The sequence below is a fragment of the Chitinophaga parva genome (assembly GCF_003071345.1).
Lineage (GTDB): Bacteria > Bacteroidota > Bacteroidia > Chitinophagales > Chitinophagaceae > Chitinophaga > Chitinophaga parva.
Genome location: NZ_QCYK01000001.1, coordinates 1,929,579 through 1,942,588, shown reverse-complemented (window position 1 = coordinate 1,942,588; position 13,010 = coordinate 1,929,579). Strand labels below are relative to the sequence as shown.

Below are 13,010 nucleotides of genomic sequence, written 5' to 3'. Positions count from 1 at the left end.
TGATCCTATAAATTCAACAACGCCTTTAACCCGGTCTTCAAATCAGCGGGCTTGCGGCCAAGGGCATTTTCCAGGTCCGTTGCCACCATACTCCCCTGTCCATTGGCTATGTCTGTAAAAAAAGGAGCCATCATCTTAACCGCCTGCTCAGGCACCCCCGAAGATAGTGCACTAGCCGTGTAAGCCTCCATTGAAACGGGCGTATAAGTAATTTTCACCCCATAAAGCTCACTCAGCGTCTCTGCCACGTCATAGAACGAATAGGCCCTGGTCCCGGTAAAATTATAGCTACGGCTATCCAGGTGCTCGTGGGCTAACACGTTCCCGATCGCCTCCGCCTCTTCGCTCCTCAGGGCATAAGCAACCCGGCCATCACCGGCCGGCAGGTTAATTCCCTTTGCCAGGAAATCTTTGCCCAGCATATAATGCGCCATGGAATCCATATAAAGCACGTTCCTGAATATCTGGTAATTCAGCCCGCTTGCCATGATATAATCTTCTGTCTCAAAGTGGCTCAGCATGATGTCATTAACCAACGTATACCGGTCCTTAAGGCAATTACCGGTATAAGACAGGGATCTAACCCCACCCTGCTTCGCGGCATCGATCACATTTTTATGTTGCTGCATTATTTTCGACCTATCAACGCCGGAAACCAGCAATACCCGGTCAATACCATCCATAGCCCGGTCTAAGGATGCCCGGTCATCATAATCGCCAATGCGTATATCGATGCCTTGTTCTTTCAAGTGTACCGCTTTTTCTTCCTGCCGTACAAGTGCCGCGATCTTTCCCGGGTCAATCTGGTTGCGGATCAGCGTATCGATGACCTTACCGCCCAACTTTCCGGTGGCGCCGGTTACTAGTATCATAGTTTTTGCTATTAAGTGGAAGACAAAGGTCGGCACAAGGCTGTTAGAAAAATGAGTCAAATCTTACTTTATGTAAGTAAAATCTGACCCATGGCGATTAACTGCCTTTTCGCCACCTGCTCCGATACTCCCCGCCATCGGCTTTCGGAAAAGATACAAGGTTCTCTCCCTATATATTAACCTTCAATTTCATGTAAATCCTTAATTTTAAGGATGAAGTTCGAAATTCATTTACCATGCGACGAGTTGCTTCCCTACATAAAGCACTTGATCATTTCGGAAAACGAACAAGAAGCGGCCTATCACGTGCTACCTGATACGGCACTGGTGATGGGTTTCCAGTATTTGGGCAAATTGGCTTACCGCGATGAAACTAAATGGAACCCGCTTGCCCCCGCGGGTATTACCGGCTTGCTTGACACTTACCGCATATTCCAGAACACCGCCGGTATCGGCTCCGTACTGGTCGTATTCCGTGAAAATGGCGCTGCCCGGTTCCTGAAAGCACCCTTACACGAACTATTTGGTGAAAGCCTTTCGCTGGAACATTTCTTTGCAGGTCCATCACTGGCCGAACTCGAAGAAAAACTAACCATGGCCACGGACGACCAGCAGCGTATTGGTCTGATCCAGCAATTTTTGATCGAACATTTAAACGTAGGGCATGCAGACCTAATGGTGAGCCACGCACTGCAACTCATTCATCAATCCAAAGGCACCATTCGCATGAGTGAACTGGCTCGGCTATTACATACCAGCCCCAGCCCTCTCGAAAAGCGCTTCCGGCAGGAAGTTGGCGCATCACCGAAAAAGTTCTCCACTATTGTACGTGCCCGCAATGTGTTAACCGCTATGGAAAACGGAAACTGGGACTATGCAGCCTACCTCTCTGCATTTTATGACCAGGCCCATTTTATAAAAGACTTCAAGAAATTTACCGCAGTAACCCCGGAACAATACCTGAGGCGTTTAAAGTAAACGGATTTTTACAATCGAACGCGGCAGGGCCGGCCTACCTTTGAACATCAAAATTAAATACGATGTTCACTCTACTTCAAATGAAGGCGGCACACGCCAAAGTAAAAAGCGGCGCAGACTTCCCTGCTTATGTACACGAAATAAAACAACTGGGCCTGCTGCATTATGATTTCGTGGTCAAGAACGGGCAAACCGAGTACCACGGGGCGAATGGATTTCAGCTCAATGGTGACCCGATCTATGCCGAAAAGGACATATTTGCGCAGGCTTCACCAGCTGCCGTTCGGCAGATCATTGCCGAACATCAGCAAGGCAAAACCGACTTCTTGACCTTTTGTCAGCAAGTGGCAGATGCAGGTATTGAAAAATGGATCGTTGACACGCAGGCCATGCTGTGTATTTATTACGACCTAAAAGGTAACAGCGTGGTGGTGGAGCCGATACCTGTCTGTTAACAATAAGATGAATATCTGTAAAAAAAAACACCATAAGGCCCACTAGTAGAAAAAATCTCAGGAATTTTTTCTATCTTTCATCCGCTTTCCGGAAGCATCCAGTCCGCGGAAATGGGCAAAGCCCACCGGTGTAATCTTCGATCCATTACATTATTTAACTTAACTTCTTGCCTTAATGCGGACACCGGCAAATTTAAAAGAAGGAAAGTTATGTCTACAGTACGACGCCGCCTACCGGCACAGCCCCATCTCGACGTTCCCAAACGACAAGCCCGCGAACTGCTCCACCAGATCCAACTACATTCAAAGGAAGCCGTCGACCGTGTGAGACGCTGTCATCCGAAATTCCATGCTGCCGATGATGAATCCATCGTAACCCGCTTAAAACTTAGCGATGCGCAGCTGGTGATAGCGCGGGAATACAATTTCTCTTCCTGGGCACAACTGAAGCTGCGTATAGCGGCTAATACCGCAGCAGAGCAGATCCGCGATGCAATCCGCGCCAATGAAATTGACGAGGTTATCCGGTTGCTAAAAGACCACCCCGGCCTTCTGGACGTACCTGTAGTGAGTGGTAACTGGGGGCCGCCCATGAGCCATGCTGCGAACCTGGGTTTGCTTGACATGGTCAAAGCGATCAAGGCACTGGGTGCAACAGATATTCAGCATGCCTTCGACCGGGCTTTGTTGCAAGGCAAGATCGAAACGGCAAGGTGGTTGCATGAACATGGTGCAGTGTTGGTGCCAGGCATTATCATGGGCGCCTGCGAAACGTTGAATAGCCAAGGCTTTGCATTTGTGGATGATGCCGGCGGGCCCTTGACCAACGAAAAGGGCGACAGGCTGGCCCCACTTGCCCTGGTGCTTGAAACGTACAGCCGCAACCCGGATGGGAAACACGCGATCCTGCGGCGATTTAAGGCCCGGGGCTACGACATACCGGACACGCCGCTGATGGCCTTCCATTTGGGTGATCTCGACCGGCTTAAGATCCATCTAAAACACGACCCGCAACTGCTGAACAGGAGATTTGATCATCAGGAGATCTACCCACCCCAGTTGGGTTGCGGGATCGAACGGTTGTCGGGCATGTGCGGCACGCCGGTCACTGGGACCACGCTGCTGCATTTGTCCATCGACTTTGATGAACGGGAGATCTTCGACTGGCTGCTAGCAGAAGGAGCAGATGTAGATGCAACTGCGGTAGTTGATGAGGAAGGTTTTGGCGGCCATACGCCGTTATTCAATGCCATCGTCAGTTGCGCCTATGTGAACGGCCGCCAGCGCGATGGTTATATGGCACGCCGTCTTTTAGACCAGGGAGCAGACGTTAATATCCGGGTGAACTTGAGAAAGTATCTCGATTGGCGCGAAATCCCCGGATGGCATATTGCACGAAATGTGACACCGTTGGAATGGGCGCAGGGCTTCCCGGAGCAGGGATGGGTGAGCAGGGAGGTGGTTGCCATGGTGGATCAGGTTATCCGGGCAGCCGGCCATGGCGCTTAGAAAAATAAGGCGCAATAACAGGTAAGCTGGAATTGAATACAGCCGGGCAATTCCGCCAGGCACCATGGCAATAGCTACCTGGTCCTGCCTGTAACATGTAGTGAACTACCGAATTGCCCCGGATTTAATAATGAATCAAATATTCCAGGCTTTGAGCAGGCCACTGATACAATTGAAGTACTAAATAGAAGAAAGTGAACGCATTCATCATGACTGCACCGCTGCCATGAACTTTTCACTTCAGATCAATAACCGCATTGTCCAACGGGAATTGCCGGTAATATACGGTCTTGATCTGGCGTTCCGCATTTCCTTTCCAGGCCGCGCCTTCATCCATTGCATCTGTATTTTGTGCAATACCCTGTTGGGTAAACTCTTTGATCACAAAGGGCAGTCCTTCTGCCCCAAGCGGGGACGGCTTGTCCATGATTTGAAAATGGAGGTGGGGCTCATCACTATTACCGGAATTGCCCAGTAAACCCAGCACCTGCCCTTCTTTGACGCGGTCACCCGCGCGTACCGTTATCTTGCCCGGCTGCAAATGCGCATATATGGCATAACGTCCGCTTCCCAGATCAAGGATAACATAATCTCCCACAATATTATCAAGTGTTACTACTCTTTTTTCCCGCTCACTCGTACCGGTTTGCTCCGCAAGTCCGTCTTTCACCGCATAGACGGTTGCATCAGCCACCGCTAACACAGGGCGGCCATAGCCGTAAAAATTGGCGTTTTGCTGAGGTTCTCCGTGGAAAAGCTTTCCGTCCTGCCCCACTTGCATAAAGTCTATAGCGAAACGTTCCGCTATTTGCAACCGTCCGTCAACAGGATTGAATGAACGCCGGTGCCCCGAACCGCCATAGGCATTAAAAGCAACCCAGCCGGCACCCTTAACTGGCGGACCGATTATGACTGCTGTGCCGCTAAGAACAGCAATGTCCGGCCCAGGCATGTTCCGGACAATCGTTTTGCCCATATTATTCTGAAAGCTAAAAGTAAACAAATGGCCTAAGGAAGCAGGAATACCCTGGTTTTGTTCAAGGCTCATATCTATGAAGATCACGGCGGCCTTTCCTGGCTCCAGCGTCTGGGTTTGAACAGTATCACCTGTGTTGCCAAGCAGGTGATTGGCTAAAACCAAGTCATCCTTCAGGGAATTTGAATCAAGTACTGTAAGCTGCCCTCCAGGATTGCCAGTGATATGTAATGCTGACAACTTCACAGGGAACGGCGCATAATTGACCAGGTGAAGTTCGTAACTCAAACGTAACTGATTGTCAACGGAAAACAGCTGCGGTGCAGGACCGGTAGTCACGTCAATGGGAAAACTTGAATGTTCCTGGCCGGCCGCGGAAAGTACATGACCCCCCAAAAATAGCAGTAGAGCAAGCGTATGCGCCTTCATAGTATACAAATATATGTTAGGCTAAAAATAAGGAATCTCACTCTGATTAAACCCATGGATACATTGCGATTTTAATATAAGCGTCGGTAACGGGGTTTTGATAACAAATAGCTTTCAATGGCTGCAAAATTTCCGTCTGCGGCCTCACCGGGCGCCTGGGCTTTCAAATAGGTAGCCCAGTCCTTTGGCGTTCCGTTATAAACCTTATCAGGCACATCAAGCTTTGCGCCAGCTTCAACTAAAAGCTGCACGGAGGGTAAGTCTCCCGAACTGACAGCGTAATGTAAAGGAGTGCCGTGGCTATGGAAGCCACTTTCGGCCTCAGGAAAGCCATTGGGGCTTATATTCATATCCAGCAATACTTTTATCTTATCTGCTTTCCCGTAATACGCAGCAGCTGCAAGAGCAGTCAATTTTTCGTTATTAGTTGCCTGGTTTCCTAATTTATAAATATCCAATTGCCGTTCCAGGCAAACAGCCAATGCTAACGTCAGGTGAGCGCCCCGGCTTATCAAGTGCCCAGCTGCCTCCAAGTTGCCATTTGTCAAGGCTTCCATCGCGCAATCAGGTGAGGCCCCGGCATCTATCAGCAAATCCATTGCTGGCAATAGTACACCTGATACCTGCATAGTATGGCTGGAGGCTACTAATTTTAAGGCATGATCAATTTGATAAAGGCAGGTATCAGGAGCCAGCTGCTTAACTGTTTCTATGAGCTCCTCAATAAGCCTTATCATATTACCGGGCCTCTTGCCTTTGCGGACAGGATTATCCGCGATAAACCAAAGCAGATAAGGATCTTTAAAATAGCCTTCCTGGTGGTTTATTAACCTCCTTTGAACAAGCTCTGGATATTTACGGAGTAAATGCATTAAGTTGGCAATATCACCTGCGTCAATCAGCGCTATTGCAAGGATCACCCGTGAATCTTCTGCATCTATCATCTTCATAAACTATTGCGTTTGTTCTGTCCAATCCGAAAACTTAGTTTCTTCAGGTACATCAGTTGGGCTTTCAAAATGTAGAATGTATCCATCAGGATCAATAACCCTGACATCCCACATCTGGTTACCTACAAAAGGCTCTTCGGCCTTTATCCCCTTCGAGAGGAACTCTTTATAAAGGGCTAAAGCATCCCGGCACTGGAACCAAATGCCAATCCCAACGCCTTTTTCCGCATGTATGTGCGGATGATCTCCGCGGTATTCCTGCAACATCAAGGCTACGCCTTCGCGTTCCAGCCAGCACCATTCAATAACGCCCCTTGGCAACCATGTATTTTTTATGGTAAAGCCCAGTCCTTCTACATAAAATACAAGTGACCTCTCCATGCTAATGACCATAAACATGGGTACGGCCTGTGTGATATTAACATTGTCATGTGCAGTTTCCATAAGCTTGCTTTGGTAGTCTATTTACCTGATTTTTTTATTCAATCACCGAGCAGTTTTGTCACTTCAGCATGATTCCTTTTACGTGCCCAATCTGCAGGTTTTGCCCACTGCGTACGGGTGGGCGGCTGTGGATCAGGCCCAGGGCCAGGCAGCAACTTTACCAGGCCTAACCTTCTCCAGCGAACGGCCCAGCCTAAAATCACCACAAGGTTATTCTAAGAATGCCAGAATGTTCCCGTCCGGATCAGCTATATAGAACTCTTTTCCATAAGGCATATCCCGTAACGACTGCGAAATTGAAATGCCTTCAGTGCATAGTTCATCATACAGGCTTTCAATATGGCTTATGTTGAATATGATGGAAACATTCTCGCTATTTCCCTGGCTACTTTTTCCTTCCGCATTATCCCCGTCTACTTTGAGGTGAATGGAATAACCATCTTTTATGATACCTGCATAAAAGTCCTCATAGCGGAAATCCACACTAAACCCTAAAGCATTGGCGTAGAATTGGACCGCCCGGGCAATATCTTTTACCAGAAGTTGCGGGCTCATCCTCTTGATTTTCGAAGGGACGGATGTTTCCATGATTATCTGTAAAACCTTTAAAAGTGAGACTGCAAGAAAAATAGTTATTAACGGTGGGCAGGTAGTACAAGGTTCTAGTGTTATAAAGTCGCTACGCCAAAGCAATGAGAATAGCCGTCATCATCCGTGAGGAAGAACTCCGTTTGTCCATAGTCCCGCTGTTCAATTGCTGACACCTCATAGCCCATTCGCGCCAAACGGTCTCTTGTAGCAAAAAGAGCATCAGGCGTCCAGTAAAGCCGGATGCCTTCATATTCCCGCCCTATCGGCCCACCGGCGCGTTGATTAAGCCAAAAGCAGACCTTTTCGTTAAACACCATACAACCTACTAACACACCATCCTGCCTTATTTCCCGGTCTACCGCCAGCCCTAAGCCTTCTACCCAAAAGCGCAGGCTCCTTTGTAAGTCGGCGCTCGGAATCACAGGTATGCAAGCCTGCATAGTCATAGATAAATTATTGATAGCAAGTAAATGATAATGATGTTTACAATATCCGATTCCTACTACATGAAACAAATTATTTTTATAAACAGCCATAAATCCTACACAATTAGATTTATAGCTATGAATTTGGGAAGCGCTACAGGCTATGCTTTAGCAATTTAAGGGATTAATCGTAGTTTAGCGCTATGAGAGCATGCCTTATCCGCGTTTTTTCAGGCAGATACCTGTTTCACCTGATTGTTTGGTTGGTATACGGCGCTTATAACCTGATGAACGTGGAAGATTATATTCACAAAAAAGGCTGGCTGTTTACCCTTCCACCGCTATTCATCTCGACCGTCCTGCTGGCTATGCTGATCTATGTAAATGCTTTCCTGCTCATTCCCCAATTGCTTGACCGTAAAAAAACGGCATTTTACCTGCTGAGCGTACTGCTGCTCGTCATACTTAATACTTACCTGAAAAGCCTAAGCCAGCAACATTATGATACGATAGTGTGGCCAAAGGAGGTCATGAAACTACCCGACTACTTCAAATGGAACTTGTTCAACAGTGTCTGGTCTATCCTGATCTCTACGTTGTTATTATTCAGCCTTCGCTGGAGCGAACAAAAAGATCGCGTTAAGAATATCGAGGTAGAACAATTACACATCGAATTGAAATATTTACGATCTCAAGTTAACCCACATTTCCTGTTTAACGGCTTAAATACTATTTACGGCAATATTGACATCAAAGACCAGAAGGCCAGGGACATCCTGTTGCAGTTCTCCGGATTGCTCCGTTACAGCCTATACGAAGCGGATGCTGACTTTGTACCACTGACAAAGGAGGCTTCCTACATCGAAAACTATGTAGCTTTACAGAAGGCCAGAAGTAACAGTAATCTTCGGGTAACACTTGATATGATCATGGAGGATGGCCATGTGAAAATTGCCCCTTTATTGTTCATGCCCTTTTTGGAGAATGCCTTTAAGTTTAGTGCCAGCGATGAGGAGACAGAAAACAGGATAGCCATCCGGCTGGTACAAAAGGATAAGCACGTCCTATTTGAATGTACGAACACCTGCAATGACGACAGAAGGGTATCGGGTGGTATTGGGTTAGCCAATGTCCGAAGGAGGCTTGACCTGCTTTATGGCAAAAACTATGTCCTTGAAACAAAAAACGATGCATTTAACTATTATGTAATGTTAAATATTATAATATGAAAAGGCTGACGTGTATTATTGTCGATGATGAACCTGTTGCCCGTAAAGTTTTAAGGGAGTTTGTTGATCAAGTTCCTTTTCTGGAGCTTGTCGGTGAGTTCGAGAGTGCGATCAAAGCAAAGTCTTTTATTGACTTGAATTTGACAGACTTAATGTTCCTGGACATTGAGATGCCAAAGTTATCCGGCTTAGAATATCTGAACACGGCAAACGGCGACCTTCCCCTGGTAATAATTACCACTGCTTATCCCAAATATGCTATTGACGGTTATGCCCTCGATATTATTGATTACCTGCTGAAGCCCATTGCATTTAAAAGGTTTCTGAAAGCAGTACAAAAATGTAAGGACTATAAGGATCTAAAAGAACTGGCAACAGGCCATGTACCACCCTCCTACTTGTTCATCAAAGGTGACAAACGCCTTGAAAAGGTTGAATTAGTGGATATCCTTTATGCAGAGAGCTTAGGCAACTACGTTAAGGTAGTCACGCCCAAAAAAGAAATAATTACATACCTCACCCTCAAAAGCATTGAAGAGCAGCTTCCTTCAGCCGATTTTATTAAAATTCATCAATCCTTTGTTGTCAATTTCTCTAAAATAGAATTTATCGAAGGAAACCAGGTAAGAATAAAAAATCAATCCTTGCCCATTAGCCGGAACTTTCGGCAAAAATTGATCAGTCGCGTCGAAAAGCAATTACTGAAGCGTTAAAGGATAAGATCAATCCGACATCACCACTTACAATAACCTGAGGTTACGATCTGACACACAATTCAATATAAAAAGGGCTGTCTCTTTTGTTTATAAGACAGCCCTTTTCATTTTTACAATCCGGGAAAGCGATAAGCAATTAGAAAGTGTAGCGGCCACCAATCTGCATTTGCCAGCGGGAGGCAAACGGATCCACGGAGTACGGTTTACCGGGATCGGTGAACTGGTACAGCGGGTATCCCTGCGAGCTACGCGCTGGTATGTATGGCTGCAAACCCACGCTGGCCGTTGAATTGTAAGTATTGGGCGAAAAATACACCCAGCCCCAGTTCTTATTCAGCAGGTTGGTAAGGTTCAGAATGTCCAGCGATAGGGTGAAGGTATGCGGCGTCTTCTTCGCAATGTTGAAGTTAAAATCCTGCGCAAAATGGAAGTCTGCGTCATTGTTCCATGGTGTGCGGCCTTCATTGCGCTCGGTGAAATTACCGCGGCGGCTGCGCAGGTATTTATCTGCATTGATGTACGCATCAAACGCAGCGGCTTGCTGCTCTGGCGAGCTTACCACCGTGCCATTCTTGTAAATGGGCGCAAAGAAATTCACCGTTTCGCCCTTGGCGGGGATGTAGGCAAGGCTGATCTGCTGCGGCGTGTTCTGCGGCGTATAGTTCACAAAACCATAGGTGAACGGCGAACCGGATTGCGCACTGGCGAATAACGAGAACGTACTGCTCGTAAATGCAGACCACACCCTGCGGTAAGACACGCTCACCACAATGCGGTGGCGGATGTCAAAGTTGGAATTGGCCAGCGTGGGATTATTCGGATTCAGCGCCTGGTTCAACTGCCAGTTAGATTCCATGGAGTTGCGGATACCATTTGACAGGTCTTTGGACTGACCATAGGTGTAGGCCGCGGAGAAACCCAGGCCGCTATTGAAATTGCCTGCCACCTGCGCGCTCAGGCTGAACCGGTAGCCTTCCGTGGTGTTGCTCATTTCATATGCATTGGCCAGGTAAGGGTTCAGGCTGTTGGAACCGGCAAAGACAGGCTGGCGCCGGAATGAGGCCGCAGTATCGTAACTGTAATACGTGGGATTGTCCACGAGATTAACCTGCTGGAATTTCACATCGCGGATATTTTTTGTAAAAATACCTTCCAGCGTATATTTCAGGCCATGTTGATCTTTGTAATCCAATGCCAGGCTACCGCGTAACACTTTGGGCATTTTAAAGCGGTTGTCTATTACATCTATCTGGGTTTTACCGGCGTTCGGGTCGTCTACCTGCTGGCCATTGGCGGCCGCAAAACCTGCAATACCTGGTGCACTGCCCTGGGTGTGCACCAGTGGGTTGCCGTTAAACACATACGGCGGGTTGCCATCGGTTTTCTGGTCGTACGCACCGTAGGTATTGCCTGTGTTGTAGAAGGCGTAGCCCAGCCATGCAAAGGGAATGCGGGAAGTGAACATGCCGAGGCCCCCGCGTAGAATCACACGCTGATCGCCCAGCCAGTCGTACCGGAACCCGATGCGGGGTGATACCTGTACCTGCCCAAGATAGTTTTGCCTGATCTTGTTTAGCGGCGTATAGGCGTAGGTGTTACCCAGGTAAGGATCGGTCTTGGCATTCGCGGCCTTGTCGCTCAGGGCCTGCTTCCGGGGCACGCCCTGGTAGTCGAAGCGCAGCCCGTACGTGATCCTGAAGCGGTCATTCACCTGGAACTCATCCTGCGCATACCCACTATAAAAGTTTACATTGAACACCGCGCCGGGGTGCGACAGGATGTAAGCACGATCGTTGTTAGTGTAATTATAGCTGCCCTGCACCCGCTCGGGGTTGTTGCCCAGGAAGTCTTCAATGCTTTGATAGGTAACGCGGCCGTTCCACGCATTCACAAAACCATACGTCACTTTGTACAGCTCATTGTGTGTGCCAAAGGTCATGGTGTGTGCGCCTTTGCTGATGCTCACGTTATCCGTGATCTCCATGGTGCGTTGTTTCTGGTTGAAGATAGACGCTTCGCGGTCGGTGCCAAAAAAGATGGTGCTGCCCGGTTTGCGGCCTACGATCTGCACCTGCGGGAAAGCCGGATCGCTGCTGGGGTCACGGTAATCGTGGATGGCGGTGTAGCCTACCAACAGCGAGTTGGATATGCGGTTATTGAAGCGCGAACGCAATTCGGCTACCGTAGAGGATTGATTGTTGGTTTGCTTATACGCGATGCTGCCAAAGCGGAAATCGAACTGGTCGCGCTCCATGTTGATGGCTTCGGAGAAGATGGTGTTATTGCGTACCGCCAGCTGGTGTTTGTCACCAATGTTCCAGTCCAGGCGGTTGAACAGCTTATTGGAATTCGCATACGCATTGTACTGGCCATACGTACCCGGATCAAAATGCAGGGTATTAACGCTATAGTTACGGATGTCTTCCGCATCTTTTTCAGACAGCACATCCGCTACCGCGGCGCTGCCTGCTACCTGCAGCACCGCTTCCTGGCGGCGGGTAATTTCTTCATTCGAGAAAAAGAACAGTTTATTCTTCACGATCGGGAAGCCCACGCGGAAGCCGGTCTGGTAGTCATGATAGTCAGCAGGCATTTTCCGGCTCTTCTCAAACCCGGTGTTGTCGGGGCCTACCAGCGATGCGTTGCGGCCAAAGAAATACATAGAGCCATGTACATCGTTGGTACCGGAGCGTGTTACCGCATTCACACTGCCACCGGTGAAGTTGCCGATCTTCACATCGTACGGGGCGAGGTACACCTGGATGTCTTCGATAGCATCCAGGCTCACAGGGTTGGTACGGGTGGAGGAGCCTGGCATGCCGGAAGTACCGGTTTGCCCGCCTATTGAGGGGCTGAAACCGATGGCGTCGTTATTGATGGCTCCATCGATCGTTACGTTATTGTAACGGAAGTTGGTGCCGGAAAAAGAGTTATCCTTCGACGCCTGTGGCACCAGGCGCGTCATGTCCGTGATGCTGCGGTTGCCCGAGGGCATGTTGCGAAGCTGCTCACGCAAAATGTTCTGGCCCGTACCAAACGTATTGGCCGCAGGCCCGCGTTTCTGCGCTTTTACTTCTACGGCGGTCAGCGTCTGGCTGTTGTCTTTCAACATAAAATTAAGCAGCAAAGGCTCCCCCAGAGAAATTTGGGCAATAGTGCGTGTCTCGGTCTGCATACCGAGGAATTTCACTTCAATGGTATAGGGGCCGCCCACCCGCAGCCCGGGCAGGTTGTAGCGGCCATCGTTGCCTGCTGCCGTACCATACCTGGTGCCGGATGCCGTATGCACGGCCATCACGATAGCGCCGGGAATGGGCTGCCCGTTGGCGTCTTTCACCGTGCCCCGCAGGCCACCGCTGGTTTCCTGCGCATGCAGGTGCAGCGCGCTCAGGCTGCACAGCCACAGCAAAGCATAGCGTAAATATTTTTTCATATT

At 48.7% G+C, this 13,010-nt stretch carries 12 protein-coding genes; 5 read left to right on the top strand and 7 right to left on the bottom strand.

Annotated features, from left to right (window positions below; genetic code table 11):
• Nucleotides 1–5: 5 nt before the first annotated feature.
• A complete protein-coding gene (locus DCC81_RS08170; protein WP_108686050.1) occupies nucleotides 6–872 on the bottom strand; it encodes an SDR family oxidoreductase in 867 nt (288 codons plus the stop codon).
• A gap of 213 nt (nucleotides 873–1,085) precedes the next feature.
• On the opposite strand from DCC81_RS08170, the gene DCC81_RS08165 reads away from it, so the two are divergent.
• From DCC81_RS08165 to DCC81_RS08155, 3 genes are all read left to right on the top strand, one after another.
• Nucleotides 1,086–1,850: a helix-turn-helix transcriptional regulator gene (locus tag DCC81_RS08165; protein ID WP_108686049.1), complete on the top strand. Its 765-nt coding sequence runs from the start codon at nucleotides 1,086–1,088 to the stop codon at nucleotides 1,848–1,850.
• Between the two features lie 62 nt (nucleotides 1,851–1,912).
• The gene (locus DCC81_RS08160; protein ID WP_108686048.1) at nucleotides 1,913–2,305 is read left to right on the top strand and encodes a DUF1398 domain-containing protein; all 393 of its coding nucleotides are present in this window, start codon (nucleotides 1,913–1,915) and stop codon (nucleotides 2,303–2,305) included.
• A gap of 210 nt (nucleotides 2,306–2,515) precedes the next feature.
• Entirely contained in the window at nucleotides 2,516–3,814 is a 1,299-nt protein-coding gene (locus DCC81_RS08155) for an ankyrin repeat domain-containing protein (RefSeq protein WP_108686047.1), read from the top strand.
• 235 nt (nucleotides 3,815–4,049) lie between these two features.
• On the opposite strand, the gene DCC81_RS08150 is transcribed toward DCC81_RS08155, so the two are convergent.
• From DCC81_RS08150 to DCC81_RS08130, 5 genes are all read right to left on the bottom strand, one after another.
• A complete protein-coding gene (locus DCC81_RS08150) occupies nucleotides 4,050–5,219 on the bottom strand; it encodes a M23 family metallopeptidase (RefSeq protein WP_108686046.1) in 1,170 nt (389 codons plus the stop codon).
• 71 nt (nucleotides 5,220–5,290) lie between these two features.
• Nucleotides 5,291–6,169, bottom strand: a complete 879-nt coding sequence (locus DCC81_RS08145; RefSeq protein WP_108686045.1) for an ankyrin repeat domain-containing protein — start codon at nucleotides 6,167–6,169, stop codon at nucleotides 5,291–5,293.
• 3 nt (nucleotides 6,170–6,172) lie between these two features.
• Complete coding sequence (locus tag DCC81_RS08140; RefSeq protein ID WP_108686044.1) at nucleotides 6,173–6,613, bottom strand: glyoxalase superfamily protein; 441 nt, start codon at nucleotides 6,611–6,613, stop codon at nucleotides 6,173–6,175.
• Nucleotides 6,614–6,823: 210 nt separating this feature from the next.
• A complete protein-coding gene (locus tag DCC81_RS08135) occupies nucleotides 6,824–7,168 on the bottom strand; it encodes a VOC family protein (protein WP_165806486.1) in 345 nt (114 codons plus the stop codon).
• A gap of 113 nt (nucleotides 7,169–7,281) precedes the next feature.
• Nucleotides 7,282–7,740 carry a VOC family protein gene (locus DCC81_RS08130; RefSeq protein WP_108686042.1) on the bottom strand — a complete coding sequence of 153 codons (459 nt, stop codon included), beginning with the start codon at nucleotides 7,738–7,740 and terminating at the stop codon, nucleotides 7,282–7,284.
• A gap of 182 nt (nucleotides 7,741–7,922) precedes the next feature.
• Between DCC81_RS08130 and DCC81_RS08125 the strand changes: the two genes are divergently transcribed.
• Both DCC81_RS08125 and DCC81_RS08120 read left to right on the top strand, forming a co-directional pair.
• The gene (locus tag DCC81_RS08125) at nucleotides 7,923–8,858 is read left to right on the top strand and encodes a sensor histidine kinase (RefSeq protein ID WP_165806485.1); all 936 of its coding nucleotides are present in this window, start codon (nucleotides 7,923–7,925) and stop codon (nucleotides 8,856–8,858) included.
• Nucleotides 8,855–9,571 carry a LytR/AlgR family response regulator transcription factor gene (locus DCC81_RS08120; protein ID WP_108686040.1) on the top strand — a complete coding sequence of 239 codons (717 nt, stop codon included), beginning with the start codon at nucleotides 8,855–8,857 and terminating at the stop codon, nucleotides 9,569–9,571. Before DCC81_RS08125 ends, DCC81_RS08120 begins: the two co-directional genes overlap by 4 nt.
• Nucleotides 9,572–9,710: 139 nt before the next feature.
• On the opposite strand, the gene DCC81_RS08115 is transcribed toward DCC81_RS08120, so the two are convergent.
• Nucleotides 9,711–13,007, bottom strand: coding sequence for a TonB-dependent receptor (locus DCC81_RS08115; protein WP_108686039.1), 3,297 nt, complete (start codon nucleotides 13,005–13,007; stop codon nucleotides 9,711–9,713).
• Between the last annotated feature and the right edge of the window lie 3 nt (nucleotides 13,008–13,010).